Genomic DNA, 22,811 nt, shown 5'->3' with positions numbered 1-22,811 from the left:
CAAGCCATCAAGGCTCATGATGCCAGCCTGGTTTGTGCAGGTATGTTGTCCGGAGCGCTGCTGCCGGAAAATCGGTCAATCGCGACAGGCCACACGGGTTAAGAACACGCTCCCCAGCCAATGCGGGACGGGTGTCTCACCGTTCGGTCAGTTTCAGCTCGATGCGCCGGTTTTTGGCCAGCGCCTCTGGCGTCTCGCCGTCTTCCAGCGGCTGGAATTCCCCAAACCCGGCTGCAACAAGCCGTTTGGGATCGACGCCCTTTTCAATGAGATACCGCACCACCGAAATCGCGCGGGCGGCGGACAGTTCCCAGTTGTTACGCAGGCGGCCTGTGCCGGAAAGCGGGCGCGCATCCGTGTGACCATCAACGCGCAGCACCCAGCTGATCTCGTCCGGGATCTGGGCGCTGAGCTCCTGGATGGCCTCGGCTAGTTTGTCCAGTTCCTCCTGGCCGGCCGGATTGATGTCTTCCTGGCCACTGTCGAACAGGACCTCCGACTGGAACACGAAACGGTCGCCGACCACGGAAATGTCGGAGCGCTGGGAGAGGATCTCGCGCAGACGGCCGAAGAAATCGGAGCGGTAGCGGGACAGTTCCTGGACCCGCTGAACCAGTGCGGCATTGAGGCGTTTGCCGAGGCTGGCAATCTTGGCCTGGCTGTCCGCCTCCTTGGCCTCGGAGGCTTCCAGCGCGGCGTTGGCTGCCGCGATCTGGCGGCGCAGGGCGGCGATCTGCTGGTTCAGCAGTTCCACCTGGGCAAGGGCTTCCTGGCTGATCTGGCGTTCGTCGTCGAGCAGGTTTTCAAGCTGGGTGGCCCGACCGCCGGCCGCATCGGCGGCACCGGAACTGCTTTCCAGAAGGCCGAGCAGGCGGGACTGTTCGGCTTCGGCATCCGACAGGCTGGCCTGAAGGCCAAGGATCGTGTCTTCGAGTTCGCCTGAGTTGGCGCGTTCCAGCGCCAGCAACTCGGTCAGTTCGCTGATCTGGGCGTTGAGCCGGTTCAGCACCGTGTCGCGGCCGGACAGCTGCTGGGACAGGAAAAACTGGGCGATCATGAAGATCGAGAGCAGGAAGATGATGACGAGCAGGAGCGTTGCCATGGCATCGACAAAGCCAGGCCAGTAGTCGGTCGCCTGTCCGCGGCGGCGGGCGCGCAAGCCTCCTGCCATCGTCGCTGCTCCTTGTTATTCCTTGGCCCGGTCGAAGGCGGCGGAAATCGAGGTCAACAGACCCTCGATCCGTTTCTGCTGTTCACCCTGGGACTCGGCCCAGTCACGCATCATCTGCTGTTCGGAGCGGACATGCTTGACCAGACCCTGGATGCCTTCGGCCAGATTGGCCATGGCCTGGGCCGCATTCTTGCTGCCACCTTCTTCAACGCTCTTTTGCAGTGCGCCGATCGAAGCCTGAATTTGCTCCACGCCGGGCGAGTCGCTGGCGCTGAACATGCCGTCTTCCGGATCGATGTCCGTGACGGTGGAGAGCCAGTCTTCCAGCTCATTGTAAAAACGGTTCTGGGCCTGGCCTGCCTGCAGGTCGAGAAAGCCGAGCACCAGCGAGCCTGTCAGGCCGAAAAGCGAGGACGAAAACGCTGTGCCCATGCCCGAGAGCGGGGCCTCAAGGCCAGCTTTCAGGTCTTCGAAGATGACGTTGGCATCGCCTGAGCCGACATCCAGCGACTGGATGGTGGCACCAACCGAGCTGACGGTCTGAAGCAGACCCCAGAAGGTGCCCAGCAGGCCGAGAAACACCAGAAGGCCGGTCAGATAGCGGGAGATCTCGCGGCTCTCCTCAAGACGCATGCCGATGGAATCAAGGATCGAGCGGGCAGTTGTCGGCGTCAGCGCCATATCACCGGCCTTGTTGCCCAAAAGTGCAGCCATCGGAGCCAGCAGCACCGGCGAGCGCGTGTCGAGCGCCGGGTCACCGATACGGAAACTGTTGACCCAGGAGATTTCCGGAAACAGGCGGATCACGCGGCCAAACAGCAGCAGGACCCCGAACACCCCGACCAGCACGATCAGCCCGTTGAGGCCGGGATTGCTCATGAACGCAATCGAAATCTGCGAGAACAGGATAAAGGCGATGAAGGCAACGATCACCAGAAAGATGATCATGAATGTCAGATAGGCCCGCGGACTGGACAGGCTGTAGGGGTCAAATTCACGGGCCATATTGCTCTATCAATCACCTGAATTGGACGTAACTGATTGATAGCGTGATTTTTAACGGCTTGGAAACCTCTTAAAGGTCCGAAGAGGCAATAAAGTCTGGAAAGGCCGAATTCCGACAGCGTTATCCAACACACCACCTCATCCTGAGGAGGACCGTCAGGTCCGTCTCGAAGGATCGGCCGCACGTTCCAGAACAAGTGGCCGTCTCCTTCGAGACACCGCTGCGCGGCTCCTCAGGATGACGCTGAATGTGCGGGAATTTTACCGGACAAGGGAAGGGGCCTTTTACCCCTTCGCGGGGGCTTCCGCCTGCTTCAGGAGACGCAGCAGATGCTTGTGGGCGTCTTCGTTGCCAACAACGACGTCGCCGCTTTCCAGCATCTTGTTCTTGCCGGCGAGGTCACTGACGAAACCGCCAGCTTCGCGCACCATCAGGATGCCGGCGGCGATGTCCCAGGAATTCAGATCGCGTTCCCAGTAGCCGTCGAGACGACCGGACGCGGTCCAGGCAAGGTCGAGAGCTGCGGCACCGCAGCGGCGGATACCGGCAACTTCCGGCATGATGTAGCGCAGCTCCCTGAGGGTGCGGCCATGGTCGCCGCGGCCGATAAAGGGCAGGCCGGTGCCAAAAACCATATCGTGCAGGTCGGAACGGCCGGCCACACGAAGGCGGCGGTCGTTCAGGAACGCGCCGCGGCCGCGTTCGGCGGTGTAAAGTTCGTCCATGACCGGATTGAAAATGACCGCGGCAACAATTTCACCGGCACGCTCCAGCGCAATCGAGGTGCAGAAGATCGGAATGCCGTGCAGGAAGTTGGTTGTGCCGTCGAGCGGGTCGACATGCCAGCGGTGCTGGCCGTCCGTCCCTTCAACTTCGCCGCTTTCCTCCATGACAAGGCCGAATGTCGGCCGGGCCTTGGTGAGTTCCGCGCGCACGATCTCTTCTGCCTTGCGGTCTGCCGCTGACACGAAATCACCGGGCCCCTTCCGGGATACCTGAAGATTTTCCACTTCGCCAAAGTCACGAACGAGGGAACGTCCGGCCTTGATGGCGGCTTGTGTCATCACGTTGAGGAGAGCTGTGCGGGCCATAGATTGTCACTTGTTGTTGGGCGGCGCCCGAACGGTTCCGGGCGCGCCAGATCAGATTGAGGGGCAGCGATCAGTCCGCGCGGCGGACATATTCCAGCGTGCCGGTGTCGACGATGATCTTCTCGCCGGCGGTGATGAAGGGCGGAACCATGACGCGCACGCCGTTTTCCATCAAGGCGGGCTTGTAGGAAGACGACTGGGTCTGGCCCTTGACGACCGCATCGGCTTCGGAAATCTCCAGCGTGACGTGCTGGGGCAAGGTGATGCCGATCGGGCGCTCTTCGTGCAGTTCCACGGTCACCATCATGCCATCCTGCAGGAAGGCAGCGCGGTCGCCGACAAAGTCGGACTGAAGTTCAAGCTGCTCGTAGGTCTCCGTGTCCATGAAGATCAGCATGTCGTCCTGGGTGTAGAGGTATTGAAAGTCCTTCTGTTCCAGGCGGACGCGCTCGACCTTGTCTTCGGAACGGAAACGCTCGTTCAACTTGCGGCCGTCCAGCAGGTTCTTCATTTCGACCTGGGCAAAGGCGCCACCCTTGCCGGGCTTGACGTGCTGGACCTTGACCACGGCCCACAGGGTGTCCTGATGCTGCAGCACGTTACCGGGCTTGATTTCGTTTCCGTTGATTTTCATGGAACGACCGACTTCTTGACTTGTATTGGATTCGAAAAGCGGCGCGGACTGCGGCCGGAGGCCGAGGCGCCGAAAATTGCTCGCGCCTGTCCACCACAAAACCCTGCTGAATTCAAGGAAAAAAGGCAAACATGCTTACAATTCGAGGCGCAATCGCGAGGTTTACGGAGATTCGCGGGCCGGATCTTCCGAAGGCGCCATCAGCGTTGCGGAATATTGCTCCGCGAGCTTTCGCGCCTCGGCCATGGTTGTCTCGTCGAGACTTTCCACGACGCGGTCGAGATTGAAATCGGCAACTCCGAGCGTGCGCGCAATCAGGTGCCAACCGGCGGCCGCGGCAAAGTCCTGCTCCCGGCCGCGGCCGTGGGCATAGATGCGCGCAAGCCGGTTCATGGCGACCGGGTTCCCGGCAGTGGCCGCCCGTTCGAACCAGTCCGCAGCCTCTGCTTCATCCGGATCCACGCCTTTGCCCTGGAAGCGGAGAATACCGTAATAGACCTGTGCGGACGTGTGGCCGCGCCGGGCCGCCCGCCCCATCCAGAATGCGCCCTGTCCCGGGTCGTTCAACCCGGTCTGAGCCTCGAGGAAGGAAAGCGCCAGCGCATATTGGGCTTCCGGATCGTTGAGCTTGGCCGCCTGTTCCAGGAGTTCGCGGGCCTTGGCCTCGTCAAACGGGCGACCTTCGCCCTCCTGATAAAGCAGAGCGAGATTGTAAAGTGCAGAGGCATTGCCCGCATCTGCTGCCTGTTGGAAATAGTCGGCAGCCTTCTTCTTGTCGGTGTCGACCCCCGTGCCGAGCAGGTAAAACTGCGCCAGCTGCATTGCCGATCCGGCATCGCCCTTGCCGGCAGCCAGTGAATACCAATCGGCGGCCTTGGCCTTGTCCTGCCGAATGCCGAGACCAGCCTCGTGCAACACGCCCAGCAACGCCTGCGCTGCCTGGTCGCCCTGTTCGGCCAGCGGTGTCGCCAGGCCCAATGCAGTCAGGAACCAGCCGCGTTGAAAGGCGGCATAGGCCGTCGATGCGTTGGCCGGTTCGCCGTCACCCAGTTTGGGTGGACCGGCATCGATGATGCCGCGCAAGGACTTGTCCCGTGTCGTAACATCGATCAGCGCCGGAACCGGCGCCGCTGTCTGATCTTCTGCTTCCGCCGGCGCAGATGTTTCTGTAGTGGGGTCGCTTTGCTGCGCCAGAACCGGCTGGGGAGGCATGCCGAGGACAACGGCGGCTCCGAAGAGCAGCGCGGTCCAGCTTGTCGATGATATGCGGGGGGCAGAAATCGGCATCAGCTTCGCAGGTCCTCCGGCTCAATCACCTACTGGGAACGGGTGAGCCTCCAGAATACCGTTGGCTTCCGCAATGAGGGATGAAATTTCGGTGTCGGACTGCCAGACGGCATCCTTGAGTGCGACGAAATCGGCGCCCGTTGCGGCGACATCGGCTAGGGTGTCGAGCGTGTTGCCGGCAAGCGCCACACAGGGCGTTTCAAAAAGCTCCGCCCACCACGCGGCGCTGCGCAGGGTCTTGTCATGCGCCGATGCTTTCTCAGGCAGATCCAGCTTGCCGAACAAAATGTAGTCGACGCCGGTCTCCGCCCATTCCATCGCGTCATGTTTCTGCTTGGTGCCGCCGGTGCCGACGATCCGCTCCGGCTGGAAACTCTCGACCGCGAGTTTGACATCGTCCAACGACGTGTCGACATGAACGCCATCTGCGCCACTGCGACCGGCCGCCTGTGTATCCTGATAGACAATCGCCGCAGCGCCGCCTTCCTGGATCACCGGGACCAGAACACTGGCAGCTGCCTGCAGATCCTTGGTGCCGGCTCCAGGCATGTAGATCAGGACGCAGGCTATGTCACCGCCGCCAAAGGCCTGGCGCAATTTGCCGGCAAGTTCCTCGGCATCGAATTGCGGCGGAGTGACAAGGTAAAGGCGGGGGCGGTTCACGGGCAGCGGTCCTGATTGATCTCACATCGGGTTCTTGTCCCTAAAGACGGCGAAAGAGGGACGCAAGGCCCCTCTTTCAAGAAAGTGAACAAAGGACGCGGCAAGATGGCCGCGGCTGTGCCCAATCAGGCGACCTTCGGATCCAGTTCGCCGGACTGGTAACGCGCTGCCATGTCGGACAGCGTAACGATCTTCTTGATCTTGGAAGCCTGGCCGGCCGTGTTGAAGGCTTCGAGGCGGGCGACACACAGTTTTTCCATGGCATCGCGGGCCGGCTTCAGGTATTTGCGCGGGTCGAACTCACCCGGATTTTCCGTCAGGATCCGGCGGATCTGGCCGGTGATGGCCATGCGGTTGTCGGTGTCGATGTTGACCTTGCGAACGCCGTTCTTGATGCCGCGCTGGATTTCTTCCACCGGCACGCCCCAGGTCTGGGGCATCTCGCCGCCATACTGGTTGATGATGTCCTGCAGGTCCTGCGGCACGGAGGACGAGCCGTGCATGACAAGGTGCGTGTCCGGCAGGCGGCGGTGAATTTCCTCGATCACATGCATGGCCAGGATGTCGCCGTCCGGCTGGCGCGTGAACTTGTAGGCACCATGGCTGGTGCCCATGGCGATGGCCAGGGCATCGACCTTGGTTTCCTTGACGAACTTGACGGCTTCTTCCGGGTCGGTGAGCAGCTGATCCTGGCTGAGTTTGCCTTCAGCGCCGTGGCCGTCTTCCTTGTCGCCCATGCCGGTTTCCAGCGACCCGAGCACGCCGAGTTCGCCTTCAACGGAAATGCCGCCCAGATGCGCCATGTCGGTCACCGTCTTGGTGACACCAACATTGTAGGCCCAGTCGGCCGGGGTCTTGCCGTCGGCTTCCAGGGACCCGTCCATCATCACGGAGGTGAAGCCGGCCTGGATGGCGGTCATGCAGGTCTGCGGCGCATTTCCGTGGTCGAGGTGAACGCAGACCGGAATATGCGGGTAGATCTCGACAACCGCGTCCATCATGTGTTTCAGCATGACGTCATGGGCATAGGCGCGCGCGCCGCGCGAGGCCTGGATGATGACGGGAGAATCGGTCTTGTCCGCCGCGGCCATGATGGCCAGCGCCTGCTCCATGTTGTTGATGTTGAACGCCGGAACGCCGTAATCGTGTTCAGCGGCATGGTCTAGAAGCTGGCGGAGGGTAATGCGTGCCATCAATTGTCTCCCGAAGGTCCGGATCCGTTAGCGTCACAAGCTAGCAAAAAAACTCGGCACCGATGTTGCGGTGCCTCAATCCTCGGTGGTTCTAACAAGATTTTCCGGTATGGAAAGAGGACTGGTTTCCCTTAAATCAATTTAAATACAAAGGCATGCCGGAAAATGCCGGGGGAAAATTAATTTGCTTCACGAATTAACTTTTCGCTCCCTCCCGTACCGCTATCCGACCGGCGAACTGATATCGACAAAGGTTCCGGCCGGGTCCCGGACGATCATGCGGCGCTGGCCATAGGGCAGGTCGCGCGGTGGCTCGATAATTACGGCCTTCATGTCGCGAGCGCGCTCGTAAAGGGCGTCGCAATCGTCCACCACAAAGGTCAGGATGACACCGGCCGGCGCGCGCTGGGCGCGTGCCGGGACGATGTCGCTGGTCTGGTTGAGTATGCCAAGTTCAAGCCCCGGTGTTTCCGGATCGGCCAGATTGACAAACCAGTCGGAAGAAAACTGCGGCACCAGCCCGAGGAGCTGTTCGTAAAAGGCCGCCGTGACGGCGACCTCTTCGGTCAGGATGTTGGTGAACTGGCGTTTCATGGTGTCCTCCCCGTGTTGCCGGTTCAGGCTTCGAGCGCCTTGACGCCCGGCAGTTCCTTGCCTTCCAGCCATTCCAGGAAAGCCCCGCCTGCGGTGGATACATAGGAGAAGCTCTCCGCTGCACCTGCGTGATTGAGGGCGGCCACCGTGTCGCCGCCACCGGCGACAGAGTTGAGCTTGCCGGCTTTTGTGTTGGCGGCGGCATGTTGGGCCGCGGCGACGGTCGCCTTGTCGAAAGGGGCAATCTCGAAGGCACCGAGTGGACCATTCCAGACCAGGGTCTTTGCGGCATCGATCTTTGCGTTGACCGTGTCGATGGAAGCGGCGCCAACATCGAGGATCATGCCGTCTTCCGGAATGGCGTCCAGCGCGACGGTTTCATTGTCGGCGCCTGCCTTGAATTCCCTGGCAACCACAGCATCGGCAGGCAGGACGATTTCGCAATTTGCGGCATCGGCAGCTTTCATGATCCGGTTGGCAGTGTCGGCCAGGTCATGTTCACACAGGGACTTGCCGACATTGACGCCCTTTGCGGCAAGGAACGTGTTGGCCATGCCGCCACCGATCACCAGCATGTCGACCCTGGAGACGAGATTTTCCAGAAGGTCGATCTTCGAAGACACCTTGGCGCCTCCGACCACAGCAAGCACCGGCCGGACCGGCTCGCCTAGTGCGGAGCCGAGGGCTTCCAGTTCGGCCTGCATGGTGCGACCTGCATAGGCTGGCAGCAGCTTTGCCAGGCCCTCGGTAGACCCATGTGCCCGGTGGGCCGCTGAAAACGCGTCATTGACATAGATGTCGCCATTGGCGGCCAATGCCTTGGCAAAGTCCGGATCGTTCTTTTCCTCGCCCTTGTGATAGCGGGTGTTTTCCAGGAGCAGAACATCACCGTCGCCAAGTTCCAGAACGGCGTCCTCGGCGGCTTGACCGATGCAATCATCGGCAAAGAGCACCGGCTTGTCCAAAAGAGCTGCAACGGCGGGCGCAACCGGCGCCAGCGACATGTCCGCCACCCGTTCGCCTTTGGGGCGGCCGAAATGGGCAAGCAGAATCACCTTCGCGCCCTTGCCGGACAGTTCCCGGATGGTTGGCAGGACGCGCTCGATACGCGTGGTGTCTGTCACCTTGCCACCGTCCATCGGGACGTTCAGGTCAACCCGGACCAGAGCCCGTTTGCCGGCAATGTCAGTCAGATCGTCAAGAGTTTTGAAAGCCATGGAAGAACACCTGTCGTCAGGGGCGGGTCGAGTTGGTCGTCACGGCTATGCCGATGCCGAAGAGCGTCAGCAGAACACCGAATGAACGCTCCATCCAGAGTTTGGCGCGCATGAATTGAAGCCGGACGGCCGGCAGGGTGAAGAACATCGTGACCAGCACAAACCACAAAAACACGCCGCTGGCCATGATGACGCCGTAACCGATCTGGGTCCAAAGCGGCGTTTCAGGAGAGGTGACCTGCAAGAACACGCTGAGCGCGAACATTGTCGCCTTCGGATTTGTCACATTTGTGAAGAAGCCCCAGCGCAGCGCTTTCAGGGGCGGCATGCCGGCCAAAGTCCCGTCCGCAGGCATATCCCGGGAGGCGGTGCGATACATTGTAACGCCCAGGAAAACCAGGTAGGCGGCGCCGATCAGTTTGAGTGCATTGAAGAGCAGAATGGACTGGGACACGATGAGGCCAATGCCGGCCAGCGCGTAAGTGACGTGAACGCCAAGCGCCAGGGCAATGCCGAGCGCGGTCATGATGCCGGCCAGACGGCCGCCGATGAGCGCGTTGCGCAGAACCACGGCGAAATCCGGGCCCGGAACGATGGCAACAACAATGGTCAGGGAAATGACGGTGAGAAGTTCGAGCACGGGGTCTCCGGAAGTTGCTGAGAACGGTAGCTACGGATCTTTTGCAGAAGGAGGGCGAACGCCGGGAGCGTCGTGGATGATGGTATGCGCGGCATCGGACGGCTCCAATCCGGGCGCCCAATCCTGATCCGAGGGGATGCGCTCCTCCTCCCTGGAAAGATCAGCCCTGTAGAAAAGAAGGCCTACAAGGCAGCCGACTGCAAATAACGAACCGAGGATGACCAGGAGTGCGGTCATGGCGGTGTCTCCAGACTTTAACTCTACCAGTGTAAGTCAAGTCTACCCGACGCGCGCCTGAAAGGAAAATCGAGCCCGGTTTGCGGCAGCCGCCTGTCCCTGCGGTCCGTTCAAGATCGTGGGAAAGGCGCCGGAAATTGTCCGGCACTTTTCCGGTCGCGGATCAGATCAGCTTCGCCATGGCAATGGCCGTGTCAGCCATGCGGTTGGAGAAGCCCCACTCGTTGTCGTACCAGGTCAGAACACGCACGAAGGTGCCGTCCATGACCTTGGTCTGGTCGCAGTGGAAAACAGACGAATGGCTGTCATGGTTGAAGTCCATCGACACAAGCTTGTCGTCGGTGAAGCCCAGGATGCCGGTCAGTTTGCCGTTGGCTGCGGCCCGAATGGCGTCGTTGATCTCTTCAACGGTCGTCTCGCGCTTGGCGATGAAGTTGAAATCGACCACGGAAACGTTCGGCGTCGGAACGCGAATCGCGACACCGTCGAGCTTGCCGTTGAGCTCGGGCAGAACCAGGCCGACGGCCTTGGCGGCGCCGGTAGAGGTCGGGATCATGGACATGGCCGCGGCGCGGGCGCGGTAGAGATCCTTGTGCAGCGTGTCCAGCGTTGGCTGGTCACCCGTGTAGGAGTGGATCGTGGTCATGAAGCCCTTTTCGATGCCGATGGCTTCATTGAGGACATAGGCGACCGGTGCCAGGCAGTTGGTGGTGCAGGATGCGTTGGACACCACCAGGTCTTCTGCGGTCAGCGCATCGGTGTTGACGCCGAAGACGATGGTCTTGTCGGCACCGGAAGCCGGTGCGGAAACAAGCACGCGCTTGGCGCCGGCATCCAGGTGGGCGGCTGCCTTTTCCTTGGAATTGAAGATGCCGGTGCATTCCATCGCGATTTCCACACCGAGCTCGCCCCAGGGCAATTCCTTCGGGTCACGAACCGCGGTCACCTTGATCGGTTTGCCGCCACCCACGGAGATAGTATCGCCGTCTACGGCAACCTCAGCCGGAAAACGGCCGTGGACGCTGTCATAACGTAGCAGATGCGCGTTGGTTTCTACCGGGCCGAGATCGTTGATCGCTACGACTTCAATGTCGGTACGGCCGGATTCGACGATGGCGCGCAACACGTTGCGGCCGATGCGTCCAAACCCGTTGATTGCTACCTTGGTTACCATAATCAACTCCCGCAATCTCCGGTCTGCCTGATCGGGGCTTAAACCGGTTTAAAAGCCACATAGAGTGGTCACTGAAACAGCACATCACGTGCACGAAGGCCCGGCAACATAGGAGGAAATTATGTCGCCGGGAATTGATTTCGATTAAGAAGCGAGCTTTTCCTTGGCTGCGGCGACAACCGCATCCTTGGTGATGCCGAAATGCTCGTAGAGCGCCTTGTAGGGCGCGCTGGCGCCAAATCCGGTCATGCCGACGAAGGCACCGTCATTGCCGATGAAGCGGTCCCACCCCATGCGAATGCCGGCTTCGATGGCGATCTTGACCGGGCTGGTGCCGATGACGGCCGCCTTGTAGTCGTCGGACTGGGCCTCGAAGAGCTCGAAGGACGGGACCGAGACGACGCGGGTGGCGATGCCGGCTTCTGTCAGCTCCTTGTGCGCGTCCACCGCGATTTCGACTTCCGAACCGGAGGCGAAGATCGTGACGGCTGCGTCGTCGTCGCTGTCGATCAGCACATAGGCGCCCTTGGCGCACAGATTGTCTTCCTCGAAGGTCTTGCGCAGGGACGGCAGGTTCTGGCGGGTCAGGGCCAGAACAGACGGACCGTCCCGGTTTTCCAGCGACAGCTGCCAGCACTCGAGGGTCTCGGTGATGTCGGCCGGGCGGAAGAAGTTGAGGTTCGGGATTGCGCGCAGGGCAGCGAAATGCTCGACCGGCTGGTGTGTCGGGCCGTCCTCGCCAAGACCGATGGAATCATGGGTCATGACGTGAATGACGCGCTGTCCCATAAGGGCTGCGAGGCGGATTGACGGGCGGCAGTAGTCGGAGAAGATCAGGAAGCCGCCGGAATAGGGGACAAGACCACCATGCAGCGCGATGCCGTTCATGGCAGCGGCCATGCCGTGTTCGCGAATGCCATAATGGATGTAGCGGCCGGAGAAATCGTCCGGCGTGATCGGAGCGGTCTGTGCCGTCTTGGTGTTGTTGGACCCGGTCAGGTCGGCTGAGCCACCAATGGTTTCCGGAACCACTTCGTTGATCACGCCGAGCACGGCCTCGGACGCCTTGCGGGTCGCCATTGTCGGCTGGTCTTCGGCCAGTTTCTTCTTGTAGTCAAGCATGGCCGCTTCGTAGCCTGCCGGAAGATCACCGCGGTTGCGGCGCTCGAATTCGGCCCGCTTTTCGGCGTCGGCTTCGGCGAAACGTTTCTGCCAGTCCTTGTGGGCCTGGGCGGAGCGCAGGCCCGCGATGCGCCATGCATCGAGAATGTCGCTCGGGACCTCGAAAGGTTCATGCGGCCAGTTGAGGGCTTCGCGGGTGCCGGCGATTTCTTCCGCGCCAAGCGGAGCGCCATGCACCTTGGCGGTGCCGGCCTTGGTCGGTGCGCCGAAGCCGATCGTGGTCTTGGCCGCGATCAAGGTCGGACGGTCGCTGGCCTGGGCCTGGCGGATGACGGCGGCAATCGCGTCCGGATCGTGGCCGTCGACACTGAGCGTGTTCCAGCCCGAAGCAGCGAAACGTGCCTGCTGGTCGGTGGAATCTGTAATGTCGACCTTGCCGTCAATGGAAATGCCGTTGTCGTCCCAGATGACGATGAGCTTGTTCAGCTTCAGGTGACCCGCCAGGGAGAGGGCTTCCTGGCTGATACCTTCCATGAGGCAGCCGTCACCGGCCAGCACATAGGTGTAATGATCCACCAGATCCGCACCAAAGCGGTCGGCCTGCAGGCGTTCTGCGATGGCCATGCCAACGGCATTGCCGAGGCCCTGGCCGAGAGGACCGGTGGTGGTTTCAATGCCGGCCCCGTGGCCGAATTCCGGGTGACCGGCCGTGCGGGCACCAAGCTGGCGGAAATTCTTGATTTCGTCGAGTGAGAAGTCTTCGTAACCCAGCAGGTAAAGCAGGCTGTAAAGCAGCATGGAGCCGTGACCTGCGGACAGGACAAAGCGGTCGCGATCGGACCAGTGCGGCGCCGTCGGGTCGAATTTCAGGAATTCGGTGAACAGCACGGTTGCGATATCCGCAGCGCCCATAGGCAGTCCGGGGTGACCGGATTTGGCCTGTTCCACGGCATCGATGGCAAGAAAGCGGATCGCATTTGCCATGCGCTGGTGTTTCTCAAGATCGGTCATCTTCTTCCCGTTGCTTGCTTTGGAGCCCCTTACACTGAGCAGAGTGCTCGGCAAGGCAGATTTGAGGTACGTTGCTCAAAAGTTAACTATCGTCAATTTCGATCAGGCGCCAGACAAATATCAGGAACCGCACCTGAGTCAATAAAACAGCTCGTACGGCCCTGGTTGGCGGATTGGGGAATAAATTTTCTTCCCGGGCGTTATAGAGTTGAGGATTCTGCCAATGGTGGCATTGACTGGGAGAAGATGCGGTGCCTAAGCTCGAGGCCCTGATAAAGATTTGCTTTTTCGCCAATGGACTTGCGTTGTGGAACGTTGCACGATTTGCCCGTTTTTTGGGCAGTCATGCCGGGGCGGAAGCGCTAAATCTCCAGTCTGATGCTTGAAAGGACCGGGCGGACCGCCGCAAAAACACTTGGGACAACGTAATTAATGGCGGAAGTGGACTGCATGGAAAAAACCAGCCTCGCTGACGCGGTCAGGCGCCTGGACCAGGCCGTCGGTCATCTGGAAACCGCTGTCCAGCGCCGGATGGATGCCGACCGGTCGCTGAATGCCCTGCAGGATGACCTGCAACGGCTTGGCGAGGACAGATCCCAACTTGCCGCCTCCCTTGATGAAAGCGAAGCCCGGGCGTCCCGTCTGGAAGAAGCCAACAAGGATGTCTCCCGCCGGCTGGTCTCTGCAATGGAAACCATCCGCAGTGTCCTTGATGCGCACGGGGGCTGACGGCTGATGGCGCAAATCACGGTCACGATCAACGGCAAGTCTTTCCGCATGGCCTGTGACGACGGCGAGGAAGAGCGCCTGCAGGGGCTGGCGGCACGGTTCGACGGTTGGATCAACGAGCTGCGCGGCGCTTTTGGCGAGATCGGCGACCAGCGGCTGACCGTGATGGCTGGCATCATGGCCACAGATCAGGTCTCCGAATTGGAGCGGCAGGTCGCGGCACTTCAGGAAGAACTGGCAGACGCCAAAAAGCGGCAGGTGGCCGCTCTGGACGATATGAGCCAGAACGAAGAAGAGCTGTCCCGGGCGGTGAACACGGCAGCGGCCCGCATCGAAAGTCTGGCCGACAGCCTGTCCAAGAGCCTCAAGTCGTCCGACGTCTCCTGAACAAGGTTGGTTGTCAGCGCATCTGCATTTCGTTTGTGATGAAATTCATGACGCTCTGGTAATTGCGCCGGGGCCGGATTATATGCGGTACTTGCGGCTGCCCGACACGTCAGGAACATTATCCCCGGGGCCTTACGCATTCCTTCGGGAGCTGTCCCTGCGCTGGGCCGTGGTCCGTTGCATACGGCGCCCACCTACATTGTAGGTTCTCCGGGATTGCAGATCCAACGGTCGGGCGGCCGCGCGTTCTCTGGTTTGGGATGCGGGGCGATCGCTGCAACCAAACCGAGGCCCAATGAACGACCTTCTTTCCCCAGCCGATGAAAAAGCCGCCCTGCGCAAGGAAGTGCTGGCGCGAAGGGCCGCGATGCCCGTCACAGACCGGATCGAACGCGGTCTGATGCTGGTCGATCACGCCGGTGCATTGCCATTGCCGCCGGGGGCGATTGTCTCCGGCTTCTGGCCGATCCGGGATGAGATCGACGCCCGGCCGTTGCTCGACCGGCTGCGGCAATTGGGACACAGGCTCTGTCTGCCTGTCATGGTCGGTCCCTCCCTGATCTTTCGCCATCTGGACAGGGACACCGAGCTGGTGCCGGCCGGTTTTGGCTGTATGGAACCGGGACCGGCGGCGGAAGAGCTGCGCCCGGATGTGCTGCTGATGCCGCTTGCCGGGTTCGACGGGCAGGGCAACCGCATCGGCTACGGCCGTGCGTTTTACGACAACGCCATTGCCGCCCTTGAAAAAAACGGGCCGCTTTTGCGCATAGGTCTTGCCTTTGCGCTTCAGGAGGTTGACCGCGTGCCCGTGGAAGCGCATGACAAGCCTTTGGATGGAATCCTGACCGAAGACGGTTATCGTGCCTTCGGCTGATCCAGCGAGGACTTATGCGTATCTTGTTTCTGGGCGATCTTGTTGGCCGCGTCGGCCGGACCGCCGCCATTGAGGAATTGCCGCAGCTGGTGGAGGACAACCAGCTCGATTTCGTGATCGTCAACGGCGAAAACTCTGCCGCCGGCTTTGGTATTACCGAGGCCATTCTCCAGGACGTTCTGGATGCCGGGGCCGATGTGGTGACGACGGGCAATCATGTCTGGGATCAGCGCGATACGCTTGTTTACATCGAACGTCAGGACCGGCTGCTGCGGCCGTTGAACTATCCGGCCGGAACACCGGGGCGGGGCGCGCATCTCTACACGGCCCGCAATGGTGCAAGGGTGATGGTTGCCAACGTCATGGGCCGCGTCTTCATGGATGCACTTGACGATCCGTTTGCAGCCATCGACCGCGCAGTCAATGACTGTCCGCTCGGCGATGTTGCCGACGCGATCATCGTGGACATGCATGCCGAAGCGACCAGTGAAAAACAGGCCATGGCCCACTTTCTGGATGGCCGTGTCTCCCTTGTTGTCGGGACCCACACGCATGTTCCGACCGCCGATCACCAGATTCTGGAAAACGGCACAGCCTACATGTCCGACGCGGGCATGTGCGGCGCCTATGACAGTGTGCTCGGCATGGAAAAGGAAGAGCCGGTCAACAGGTTCCAGCGCAAGATCCCGGGCGCCCGCTTCACGCCGGCCTCCGGCGATCCGACCATTTGCGGCGTTGCCATCGAGACCGACGACCGAACCGGGCTTGCCGAGCGCATCGCGCCGCTCAGGATCGGCGGGCGTCTGGAGCCGGTGGTGCCATCCTTCTGGAACAGTCGCAGCTCGGTTGCCGATCGATAATTTCACTGAGCTGGATTTTCGCCGCCAACTTGCCTATAAGCGGCGCAGTTTTCATCGAGATCATCCGTAAAGAGCCGAGAAGAGCCATGGCAGGCCATTCAAAATTCAAGAACATCATGCACCGCAAGGGACGCCAGGATGCGGCCCGTTCCAAGATGTTCTCCAAACTGTCCAAGGAAATCACCGTCGCCGCGAAGATGGGCGACCCGGATCCGGATTCCAACCCGCGCCTGCGCCTGGCCGTCCAGAACGCCAAGGCCCAGTCCATGCCGAAGGACAACATCCAGCGTGCGATCAACAAGTCCCAGGCTGGTGACGCGGAGAGTTATGAGGAAATTCGGTACGAGGGCTACGGTCCGGCCGGCGTTGCCGTCGTGGTCGAAGCCTTGACCGACAACCGCAACCGCTCCGCGTCCAACATCCGTTCCTACTTCACCAAATGTGGCGGCTCCCTGGGCGAGACCGGCTCGGTCTCCTTCATGTTCGATCGTGTTGGCGAGATCGTCTACAAGCCGGAAGCTGGCGAGGCTGATGCCGTTCTGGAAGCGGCGATCGAAGCCGGTGCTGAAGACGTTCAGTCCGACGAAAACGGTCACACCATCTATACGGCCTTCGAAGATCTCAATGAGGTTGCCAAGGCGCTTGAAGATGCGCTTGGTGAGGCGGAATCCACCAAGATCATCTGGAAACCGCAGAACCTGACGCCGGTAGACGCTGAAAAGGCACAGACCCTTTTCAAGCTGATCGACATGCTCGAAGACGACGATGACGTTCAGAACGTCTTTGCCAATTTCGACGTGGATGACGACACGATGGCAGCGCTGGCGTCCTGAGCATCGTCTCGATTTGAGAATTGAAGACCCCGGCTTTGCCGGGGTTTTGTTTTGTCTTGATTGCGCGGCGGCGCGATTGGTCCGGAGAAGTCATGTTCAACATTTTTGAGCTTACGCAAAACGATGCCAAGACGCTGCAGGAGCGGGCACTCAAACTTGCCGAAGAGGCCGGAGAAGTGGCTCAGGCCGTGCTTTCTGCGACGGGCGCGCCAGGCAGCACGTATAAGGGGCAAGGTCTCGCCGAGGTGCGGGAAGAAGCGGTGGATGCCGCGATTGTGGCCCTTAGTATTCTCGCGCAGGCATCTGAAACCCGTGAAGCATTCGAGGCAGAATTAACTCGCCTCATGGCTGTAAAATGCGAAAAATGGCAAGGGAAGTTGTCGATTTAAGACTTGATTGACCTTCCTAAATTACCATTGGTAAAGTTTTCTGTTTCACCATATTAGTTCATTTTTTACATATTATGTAAAGAGTGGGCCGGACTTGAGCCTGAATGTGCTCCTCGAGTGGTGAAGCAGACGAATGCAGACCTTTACACCGCGGCCACGCGGAGCTGGAAAACCGAGCGACCTTCTGGATCCTCTGCCAGACAAGGCTGAGCTGGCAGAACTGGCGCAAAAAATTGCTGAAATCGACGCTGCCGAGCGAGAGCAGAACACAGCCGACGTTGCACTGCTGCAGAGCGAAGACGCAAATCTTCGAGAAAACCTGATCCTTGAACGCTGGGCAGGGTCCAGCACAAAAGCGCCGGTTGCGGTTTCAAGCCGCGGGCGATTGCTGCGTGGTGTTGCACAGACGGTTCTCATTGCAAATGTTGCAATCGCGCTTGCCCTTGTTCTTGAAGGTTTTACCGGGCAGCTGGCGGAACTCGCCGTCGAGACCGCGGACGGGCCGGAGGGCGCCGATAGCCTGGTTGCGACTGCTGAGGCGCCGGATCAGCAGGAGACGTTTCTCTCAAGTGCAGAGGATGCAGCCGAGAGCCAAGACGTCGGTGAGCCGGTTGAAGACATGGGCTCCCTTGAGGACCTGTTTCCGGATGACGTCCTGATTGCGCAGGGATCTTCCGTGGGGTCGGGAGGTGGTGTCCCTTCTGCGGACCTGCTGGATGACCCCTTTTTACCAGACCTTCTTGCCTATCTCCTGGATCCGGGTGCAGTAGAGGATTTCTTCCCGGTTGCCGACCGGCTGGACGCGGCGACCGAAACAGATCCGGCCGTGTCTGAGGAGGGGGCGTCAGGTGAAGCCGGGAGACACGCTGTTCACCTTGCAGGTCTTGAGAACGACGAGAACGGGACCAGCGGGCGTGACGCTGACCAGGAAATTGCCGGTCAGCTTGAAGAAGGCAGCCCGGAAATCCTTCAGGGCGGTGTCGGCACACAGACGCTCATCGGCTCCCAAGGCATCGACACCATCGATGGCGACTCCGGGGAAGACTGGGTGACTTACGCGAATTCCGCGCAAGCCGCTCATATCGACCTTAACGATGACACTCCGGGGTCAAGTGGCGACGCCGGAGAAACTCGACGGACAAATATCAAAAATGTTGTCGGGTCGGGCTTCTCCGATGTGATCAAGGGAGACGACCGGAACAATATCCTTGTCGGTCTTGGCGGCAATGACACGCTTAGCGGCGGGGCCGGCGACGACTGGCTCAAGGGCAATCGTGGCGCCGACACCTTGAACGGAGGGAGCGGTGCCGACAGGCTCAACGGTGGCAGGGGCAACGATACGATTTCCGGCGGCGGCGACAATGACCTCATCCATGGTGGCCAGGGGCAGGATGATGTTCGCGGCGGAACCGGAAACGACCGTCTCTATGCCGGTCAGGGTTATGACACGCTTCACGGCAATGGTGGCAATGACGTGCTCTACGGCGGCAAAAACGCGGACAGCCTGTTCGGTGGTGCCGGCAACGATCGCCTCTACGGCGAGTACGGCCGCGACACGCTTCACGGCGGCGATGGCAGCGACGTCCTTTACGGTGGGCGCGACAGGGACAAGCTCTACGGTGACAGTGGCGACGACAGTCTCTATGGCGAATACGGCAATGACCTCCTGATCGGTGGTCTAGGCAACGACAAGCTGTACGGCGGCAGGGACCAGGACCGACTGTTCGGCGGGGTGGGCGATGATCTGCTCAAGGGAGAGGCAGGCCGGGATACGCTTTATGGCGGTTTCGGGACGGATCGGCTCTTTGGCGGTTCGCAGGCCGACCGGCTGTATGGCGAAGCCGGGAATGATCGTCTCGATGGCGGCGGCGGACAGGACAAACTCTTTGGTGGTGAGGGGAATGACCGGCTTTTCGGGCGCAATGGCGATGATCAGCTGGCCGGAGGGGCAGGGAATGACTGGCTAGAAGGTGGCTGGGGGCAGGACACATTCATCTTCCGTGAGGGCTTTGGCACCGATACGATCACTGATTTCAGGAGTGGCTGGGACAGGCTCCGTTTTTCAGACTATGACGGCATCGGCTTCGAGGACCTTGATCTTCAGGCAACCGATTTCGGCGTGATCCTGAGCCTTTATGAGGACACTGTGTTTTTGTCCGAATTGACGCTCGAGCAACTAAGCGAAACCGATTTTCTGTTCACGTGACGAACAGCCTTGGAATCCGGGATCTGTGGTTCGGTCTGGTGCCGAAGGCGTTTCTGCAAAGGCGGCCGGATCAGCGGAACAACGGATCCAGAGCGGGCATGCTGGTCAGGGCGGCCAGCGCAATCAGTCCATAAGCAAGTTTGCGGTACAGGCGCGGATCGGCTTTTGAAAAGCCGTGGGAACCAAGATAGATTGCCAGCGCATAAACGGGAACGGCCATCAACAGCAGGTGGAAAACCTCAAGGGTAAAGAAGCCGTTCAGGGCATAGGCGACAAAGGTGCCAAGGCTGGCGAGCGGGAAGAAAACAATGAGGTTCGCCCGAACGACGGCCGGTTCCTTCGCGCTTGAGAGCCAGAACGCCACGATCGGCGGGGCGGAGACCTGGGAAACACCACCGAGAATTCCGGCGACAGCACCGGCGCCGAACGAGACAGGCCTGGTGGGTTTTCTGCGATACCGCCAGCCGGATATCAGCAGCAGCAGAAGACCGGCGACAATTGCGAAGATGAACCAGCGCAGCGGCAGCACGTCAAGATTGGCGAGAAGCCAGGCACCTGCCTGAACGAAGATCACGGATCCGAGGACCGCCGGCAGAACAGTTGACCAATTGCAGAGCTTCAGGACCCGGAAGATCAGCGGCAGGGCGACAAGGCCGTCTATCACCAGAAAGGCAGCTGCAGCTGTCGATGGCAACATGACGCTGGTTGCCATTGGCATGAAAATCATGCCCGCTCCGAAGCCCGCAAATCCGCGCACGCATCCGGCTATGAAGACGACTACTGCCAGGAACGCGATCAGGTGCGGCGAGTAGGAACTGAAGATGTCGAACATGGGCCTTCGGATTGCAGAGACGGAAGTTTCGACATCGCTTGGATGCGGTACCGAACGGGTCCAATGAATGAAATCGCGTATTTGCGCTGCCTCGATGGTGAGTTTTGGACAGGCTTTCCCGTGGTAAGGCGCGCTTTGGCTGGCGTCAACGGGCAAGTTTTGTTACCGATTTGTTCCATGACACATGCGATTCGATTGCTGGGCATCGACCCCGGATTGAGGCGGACCGGCTGGGGCGTGATCGAGGCAGCGGGCAACCGGCTGTCCTTCATTGCGTCCGGCACTGTGACCTCGAACAACAAGAAAAGCCTTGCCGAACGGCTGGTGGAATTGCATGACGGGCTGACCGATGTCGTGCGGCGCTACGAGCCGGCGGAAGCAGCCGTAGAACATACGTTTGTCAACAAGGATGCCGGGGCGACGCTTAAACTGGGTCAGGCGCGCGGCATTGCTTTGCTGGTGCCATCGCTGGCCGGATTGGAGGTTGCCGAATACGCGCCGAACCTGGTCAAGAAGACCGTGGTCGGGACCGGCCACGCCGAAAAGGAACAGATCCGGGCCATGGTCAAAGTGCTGATGCCACGGGCAACCTTCAACACGGACGATGCGGCCGATGCCCTTGCCATTGCGATCTGCCATGCACAGCACCGGGCGAGTGGAGCTGCGCGTCTGGCTGCCCATGTTGCCAAGGGGGCCGCATGATCGGGAAACTGAAAGGCACTGTCGACAGCTATGGCGAGGATCACGTCATTCTCGACGTGCATGGCGTCGGCTATCAGGTCCATTGTCCTTCGCGCATATTGCAGGGACTGCCGAGGGCAGGCGAGGCAGCCGTCCTTTTTATCGAGACCATCGTGCGTGAGGACATGATCCGCCTTTACGGTTTCGCTGCCGAAGCCGAGCGGGAGTGGTTCCGGATTCTGATGACCGTGCAAGGCGTCGGCGCCAAGGTGGCGCTCGGCATTCTCGGCATTCTGAAGGCCAGCGAAGTGGCGAATGCCATCGCACTGGGCGACAAGGCGGTGATCACGCGGGCCCCCGGGGTCGGCAAGCGGGTCGCCGAACGCATCGTCGCCGAACTGAAGGACAAGGCGCCGGCCCTCGCCACCGTCGATCAGGGCACCATCGCCGTGTCACAAAATGTCGCCGACAATGTTGCCGCCCGGCCGGTTGCCGAGGCGGTGTCAGCTCTGACGAACCTTGGATATGCCCAGGCGCAGGCCAGTGCTGCCGTTGCCAAGGCCATGCAGTCCGCAGGTGACGAGGCGACGACGGAGACGCTGATCCGTCTTGGTTTGAAGGAACTGGCCGGATGATCGCGCTGACCTATGCCATCATCGCGATCGTGTTTGTTGTCCTGGGTATTGGTGGCATCATGTATCTGGACCAGCGCTTTTCAAAAGCGGTCGGTGACCGGCCGTTTGTCCTGAAGGGGCGCCGGATCGAAACCGATGACCCGTTTGTCCGTCGCCAATTCAACAAGTTCTATGCGCTACGGGTGGCCTTTTCGCTCGGTCTCCTGGTGCTTCTGTTTGTGGTCGTAAGCCATGTCGGATGACAGCCGTATCGTGACGCCGGAAATCCGCGGTGATGAGATCGACAGCACCATGCGGCCGCAGGCTCTGGACGACTTTGTCGGTCAGGCCCAGGCGCGCGCCAATCTGAAGGTGTTCATCGGCGCTGCCAAGGCACGCGGCGAAGCGCTCGATCATGTGCTGTTTGTCGGCCCTCCCGGCCTTGGCAAGACCACGCTTGCGCAGATCATGGCACGCGAACTGGGCGTGAATTTTCGAGCCACGTCTGGTCCGGTGATCGCCAAGGCCGGCGATCTGGCAGCTTTGCTCACCAACCTGGAAGAACGGGACGTCCTGTTCATCGACGAGATCCACCGGCTCAATCCGGCGGTCGAAGAAGTGCTCTATCCGGCGATGGAGGACTTCCAGCTCGATCTGATTATCGGTGAAGGCCCGGCGGCGCGGTCGGTGAAGATCGACCTGGCGAAGTTTACCCTTGTGGCGGCCACCACACGACTGGGACTGCTGACAACCCCTTTGCGGGACCGGTTCGGCATTCCGGTGCGTCTTCAGTTTTATACGGTTCCGGAATTGGAACATATCGTCAAGCGCGGGGCGTCCATTCTCGGGATCGGCATGGCGGAGGACGGGGCCCGAGAAATCGCCAAGCGATCCCGGGGCACGCCCCGGATTGCCGGACGGCTGCTCAGGCGTGTGCGCGATTTTGCCGTCTTCGACGGGGCCGAGCGCGTCGACCGGGCGCTGGCCGACAAGGCCCTGTTGCAGCTGGAAGTCGACGGCGCGGGGCTCGACAGTCTTGACCGGCGCTACCTCAACCAGATTGCCGTCAATTTCGGTGGCGGCCCCGTCGGCATCGAGACCATCGCTGCTGCGCTCTCCGAGCCCCGGGACGCCATCGAGGAAATCGTCGAACCCTATCTGATCCAGAACGGGTTTCTCCAGCGCACGCCGCGCGGACGAATCCTGACCCCGATGGCTTTTGAACATCTCGGACTGGCAGTGCCGACCCGACCGGATGCACCGCAAATGGGCCTGTTTTCAGATCCTGACTAGGGTTCCGTAACGAAAATAAACTCCATCCTCGTAAAAACTGCGCAGTACGTGTTGCCGATTAAGCATTTGTTGG

Annotated in this window: 25 protein-coding genes and 1 other RNA gene; 12 read left to right on the top strand and 14 right to left on the bottom strand. The window is 60.5% G+C overall.

What is annotated here, in order from left to right:
* Positions 1-136: 136 nt before the first annotated feature.
* From ACO6TG_RS11310 to tkt, 13 genes are all read right to left on the bottom strand, one after another.
* Positions 137-1,171: a peptidoglycan -binding protein gene (locus tag ACO6TG_RS11310; RefSeq protein ID WP_422378265.1), complete on the bottom strand. Its 1,035-nt coding sequence runs from the start codon at positions 1,169-1,171 to the stop codon at positions 137-139.
* Between the two features lie 15 nt (positions 1,172-1,186).
* Positions 1,187-2,176: a flagellar motor protein MotA gene (locus ACO6TG_RS11305; RefSeq protein WP_422378264.1), complete on the bottom strand. Its 990-nt coding sequence runs from the start codon at positions 2,174-2,176 to the stop codon at positions 1,187-1,189.
* A gap of 285 nt (positions 2,177-2,461) precedes the next feature.
* Positions 2,462-3,268, bottom strand: a complete 807-nt coding sequence (locus ACO6TG_RS11300; RefSeq protein ID WP_422378263.1) for an inositol monophosphatase family protein — start codon at positions 3,266-3,268, stop codon at positions 2,462-2,464.
* A 70-nt stretch (positions 3,269-3,338) separates the two neighbouring features.
* Positions 3,339-3,902 carry an elongation factor P gene (efp, locus tag ACO6TG_RS11295; protein WP_094074798.1) on the bottom strand — a complete coding sequence of 188 codons (564 nt, stop codon included), beginning with the start codon at positions 3,900-3,902 and terminating at the stop codon, positions 3,339-3,341.
* A 162-nt stretch (positions 3,903-4,064) separates the two neighbouring features.
* Positions 4,065-5,189 (bottom strand): tetratricopeptide repeat protein, encoded by a 1,125-nt coding sequence (locus tag ACO6TG_RS11290; RefSeq protein WP_422378262.1) that lies wholly within the window; start codon positions 5,187-5,189, stop codon positions 4,065-4,067.
* Positions 5,190-5,210: 21 nt separating this feature from the next.
* The gene (locus ACO6TG_RS11285; RefSeq protein WP_422378261.1) at positions 5,211-5,852 is read right to left on the bottom strand and encodes a thiamine phosphate synthase; all 642 of its coding nucleotides are present in this window, start codon (positions 5,850-5,852) and stop codon (positions 5,211-5,213) included.
* A gap of 125 nt (positions 5,853-5,977) precedes the next feature.
* Positions 5,978-7,045: a class II fructose-bisphosphate aldolase gene (gene fba / locus ACO6TG_RS11280; RefSeq protein ID WP_422378260.1), complete on the bottom strand. Its 1,068-nt coding sequence runs from the start codon at positions 7,043-7,045 to the stop codon at positions 5,978-5,980.
* A 222-nt stretch (positions 7,046-7,267) separates the two neighbouring features.
* Entirely contained in the window at positions 7,268-7,639 is a 372-nt protein-coding gene (locus ACO6TG_RS11275) for a VOC family protein (protein ID WP_094072472.1), read from the bottom strand.
* Between the two features lie 23 nt (positions 7,640-7,662).
* Positions 7,663-8,856 (bottom strand): phosphoglycerate kinase, encoded by a 1,194-nt coding sequence (locus ACO6TG_RS11270; protein ID WP_422378259.1) that lies wholly within the window; start codon positions 8,854-8,856, stop codon positions 7,663-7,665.
* 16 nt (positions 8,857-8,872) lie between these two features.
* Positions 8,873-9,496 carry a LysE family translocator gene (locus ACO6TG_RS11265; RefSeq protein ID WP_422378258.1) on the bottom strand — a complete coding sequence of 208 codons (624 nt, stop codon included), beginning with the start codon at positions 9,494-9,496 and terminating at the stop codon, positions 8,873-8,875.
* Between the two features lie 30 nt (positions 9,497-9,526).
* Positions 9,527-9,733 (bottom strand): hypothetical protein, encoded by a 207-nt coding sequence (locus ACO6TG_RS11260; RefSeq protein WP_422378257.1) that lies wholly within the window; start codon positions 9,731-9,733, stop codon positions 9,527-9,529.
* A 163-nt stretch (positions 9,734-9,896) separates the two neighbouring features.
* Entirely contained in the window at positions 9,897-10,907 is a 1,011-nt protein-coding gene (gene gap, locus ACO6TG_RS11255) for a type I glyceraldehyde-3-phosphate dehydrogenase (protein ID WP_422378256.1), read from the bottom strand.
* A gap of 144 nt (positions 10,908-11,051) precedes the next feature.
* Complete coding sequence (tkt, locus tag ACO6TG_RS11250; RefSeq protein ID WP_422378255.1) at positions 11,052-13,040, bottom strand: transketolase; 1,989 nt, start codon at positions 13,038-13,040, stop codon at positions 11,052-11,054.
* A 450-nt stretch (positions 13,041-13,490) separates the two neighbouring features.
* Here tkt and ACO6TG_RS11245 point away from each other — a divergent pair, with 450 nt between their 5' ends.
* From ACO6TG_RS11245 to ACO6TG_RS11210, 8 genes are all read left to right on the top strand, one after another.
* Positions 13,491-13,769, top strand: a complete 279-nt coding sequence (locus ACO6TG_RS11245) for a DUF4164 domain-containing protein (protein ID WP_208988247.1) — start codon at positions 13,491-13,493, stop codon at positions 13,767-13,769.
* A gap of 6 nt (positions 13,770-13,775) precedes the next feature.
* On the top strand, positions 13,776-14,156 hold the full coding sequence (locus tag ACO6TG_RS11240; protein WP_422378254.1) for a cell division protein ZapA: 381 nt from the start codon (positions 13,776-13,778) through the stop codon (positions 14,154-14,156).
* Positions 14,157-14,247: 91 nt separating this feature from the next.
* Positions 14,248-14,402, top strand: a non-coding RNA gene (gene ssrS / locus ACO6TG_RS11235) — 6S RNA.
* Between the two features lie 49 nt (positions 14,403-14,451).
* On the top strand, positions 14,452-15,030 hold the full coding sequence (locus ACO6TG_RS11230; protein ID WP_422378253.1) for a 5-formyltetrahydrofolate cyclo-ligase: 579 nt from the start codon (positions 14,452-14,454) through the stop codon (positions 15,028-15,030).
* 14 nt (positions 15,031-15,044) lie between these two features.
* A complete protein-coding gene (locus tag ACO6TG_RS11225) occupies positions 15,045-15,890 on the top strand; it encodes a TIGR00282 family metallophosphoesterase (RefSeq protein WP_422378252.1) in 846 nt (281 codons plus the stop codon).
* A gap of 86 nt (positions 15,891-15,976) precedes the next feature.
* Complete coding sequence (locus ACO6TG_RS11220; RefSeq protein WP_422378251.1) at positions 15,977-16,723, top strand: YebC/PmpR family DNA-binding transcriptional regulator; 747 nt, start codon at positions 15,977-15,979, stop codon at positions 16,721-16,723.
* Between the two features lie 92 nt (positions 16,724-16,815).
* A complete protein-coding gene (locus ACO6TG_RS11215; RefSeq protein ID WP_422378250.1) occupies positions 16,816-17,112 on the top strand; it encodes a MazG-like family protein in 297 nt (98 codons plus the stop codon).
* A gap of 133 nt (positions 17,113-17,245) precedes the next feature.
* Positions 17,246-19,318 carry a calcium-binding protein gene (locus ACO6TG_RS11210; RefSeq protein ID WP_422378249.1) on the top strand — a complete coding sequence of 691 codons (2,073 nt, stop codon included), beginning with the start codon at positions 17,246-17,248 and terminating at the stop codon, positions 19,316-19,318.
* A 70-nt stretch (positions 19,319-19,388) separates the two neighbouring features.
* Here ACO6TG_RS11210 and ACO6TG_RS11205 read toward each other — a convergent pair whose 3' ends face one another.
* The gene (locus ACO6TG_RS11205) at positions 19,389-20,150 is read right to left on the bottom strand and encodes a sulfite exporter TauE/SafE family protein (protein ID WP_422378248.1); all 762 of its coding nucleotides are present in this window, start codon (positions 20,148-20,150) and stop codon (positions 19,389-19,391) included.
* A gap of 177 nt (positions 20,151-20,327) precedes the next feature.
* Here ACO6TG_RS11205 and ruvC point away from each other — a divergent pair, with 177 nt between their 5' ends.
* From ruvC to ruvB, 4 genes are read left to right on the top strand one after another with little or no spacing between them, the layout of a single operon-like run.
* Positions 20,328-20,852 (top strand): crossover junction endodeoxyribonuclease RuvC, encoded by a 525-nt coding sequence (ruvC, locus tag ACO6TG_RS11200; RefSeq protein WP_422378247.1) that lies wholly within the window; start codon positions 20,328-20,330, stop codon positions 20,850-20,852.
* Positions 20,849-21,466 carry a Holliday junction branch migration protein RuvA gene (gene ruvA, locus ACO6TG_RS11195; protein ID WP_422378246.1) on the top strand — a complete coding sequence of 206 codons (618 nt, stop codon included), beginning with the start codon at positions 20,849-20,851 and terminating at the stop codon, positions 21,464-21,466. Before ruvC ends, ruvA begins: the two co-directional genes overlap by 4 nt.
* Positions 21,463-21,708, top strand: coding sequence for an endonuclease (locus ACO6TG_RS11190; RefSeq protein ID WP_422378245.1), 246 nt, complete (start codon positions 21,463-21,465; stop codon positions 21,706-21,708). Before ruvA ends, ACO6TG_RS11190 begins: the two co-directional genes overlap by 4 nt.
* Positions 21,698-22,738, top strand: a complete 1,041-nt coding sequence (gene ruvB, locus ACO6TG_RS11185) for a Holliday junction branch migration DNA helicase RuvB (protein ID WP_422378244.1) — start codon at positions 21,698-21,700, stop codon at positions 22,736-22,738. Before ACO6TG_RS11190 ends, ruvB begins: the two co-directional genes overlap by 11 nt.
* Positions 22,739-22,811: the final 73 nt, after the last annotated feature.

The sequence above is a fragment of the Roseibium sp. genome (assembly GCF_965233565.1).
Taxonomy (GTDB): Bacteria; Pseudomonadota; Alphaproteobacteria; order Rhizobiales; family Stappiaceae; genus Roseibium.
The sequence above is the reverse complement of the archived record's forward strand: the minus strand, read 5'-3'. Positions and strand labels throughout refer to the sequence as shown.

Excerpts from the sequence above, each read along its gene's own strand:
- ACO6TG_RS11190 (WP_422378245.1), top strand. The coding sequence starts at position 21,463 with ATGATCGCGCTGACCTATGCCATCATCGCGATCGTGTTTGTTGTCCTG.
- fba (WP_422378260.1), bottom strand. The coding sequence starts at position 7,045 with ATGGCACGCATTACCCTCCGCCAGCTTCTAGACCATGCCGCTGAACAC.
- gap (WP_422378256.1), bottom strand. The coding sequence starts at position 10,907 with ATGGTAACCAAGGTAGCAATCAACGGGTTTGGACGCATCGGCCGCAAC.
- ACO6TG_RS11270 (WP_422378259.1), bottom strand. The coding sequence starts at position 8,856 with ATGGCTTTCAAAACTCTTGACGATCTGACTGACATTGCCGGCAAACGG.
- ACO6TG_RS11275 (WP_094072472.1), bottom strand. The coding sequence starts at position 7,639 with ATGAAACGCCAGTTCACCAACATCCTGACCGAAGAGGTCGCCGTCACG.
- ACO6TG_RS11215 (WP_422378250.1), top strand. The coding sequence starts at position 16,816 with ATGTTCAACATTTTTGAGCTTACGCAAAACGATGCCAAGACGCTGCAG.
- ACO6TG_RS11240 (WP_422378254.1), top strand. The coding sequence starts at position 13,776 with ATGGCGCAAATCACGGTCACGATCAACGGCAAGTCTTTCCGCATGGCC.
- ACO6TG_RS11225 (WP_422378252.1), top strand. The coding sequence starts at position 15,045 with ATGCGTATCTTGTTTCTGGGCGATCTTGTTGGCCGCGTCGGCCGGACC.
- ACO6TG_RS11310 (WP_422378265.1), bottom strand. The coding sequence starts at position 1,171 with ATGGCAGGAGGCTTGCGCGCCCGCCGCCGCGGACAGGCGACCGACTAC.
- ACO6TG_RS11260 (WP_422378257.1), bottom strand. The coding sequence starts at position 9,733 with ATGACCGCACTCCTGGTCATCCTCGGTTCGTTATTTGCAGTCGGCTGC.
- ACO6TG_RS11230 (WP_422378253.1), top strand. The coding sequence starts at position 14,452 with ATGAACGACCTTCTTTCCCCAGCCGATGAAAAAGCCGCCCTGCGCAAG.
- ruvA (WP_422378246.1), top strand. The coding sequence starts at position 20,849 with ATGATCGGGAAACTGAAAGGCACTGTCGACAGCTATGGCGAGGATCAC.
- ACO6TG_RS11300 (WP_422378263.1), bottom strand. The coding sequence starts at position 3,268 with ATGGCCCGCACAGCTCTCCTCAACGTGATGACACAAGCCGCCATCAAG.
- ACO6TG_RS11245 (WP_208988247.1), top strand. The coding sequence starts at position 13,491 with ATGGAAAAAACCAGCCTCGCTGACGCGGTCAGGCGCCTGGACCAGGCC.
- ruvC (WP_422378247.1), top strand. The coding sequence starts at position 20,328 with ATGACACATGCGATTCGATTGCTGGGCATCGACCCCGGATTGAGGCGG.
- ruvB (WP_422378244.1), top strand. The coding sequence starts at position 21,698 with ATGTCGGATGACAGCCGTATCGTGACGCCGGAAATCCGCGGTGATGAG.
- tkt (WP_422378255.1), bottom strand. The coding sequence starts at position 13,040 with ATGACCGATCTTGAGAAACACCAGCGCATGGCAAATGCGATCCGCTTT.
- ACO6TG_RS11290 (WP_422378262.1), bottom strand. The coding sequence starts at position 5,189 with ATGCCGATTTCTGCCCCCCGCATATCATCGACAAGCTGGACCGCGCTG.
- ACO6TG_RS11210 (WP_422378249.1), top strand. The coding sequence starts at position 17,246 with ATGCAGACCTTTACACCGCGGCCACGCGGAGCTGGAAAACCGAGCGAC.
- ACO6TG_RS11205 (WP_422378248.1), bottom strand. The coding sequence starts at position 20,150 with ATGTTCGACATCTTCAGTTCCTACTCGCCGCACCTGATCGCGTTCCTG.
- ACO6TG_RS11220 (WP_422378251.1), top strand. The coding sequence starts at position 15,977 with ATGGCAGGCCATTCAAAATTCAAGAACATCATGCACCGCAAGGGACGC.
- efp (WP_094074798.1), bottom strand. The coding sequence starts at position 3,902 with ATGAAAATCAACGGAAACGAAATCAAGCCCGGTAACGTGCTGCAGCAT.
- ACO6TG_RS11305 (WP_422378264.1), bottom strand. The coding sequence starts at position 2,176 with ATGGCCCGTGAATTTGACCCCTACAGCCTGTCCAGTCCGCGGGCCTAT.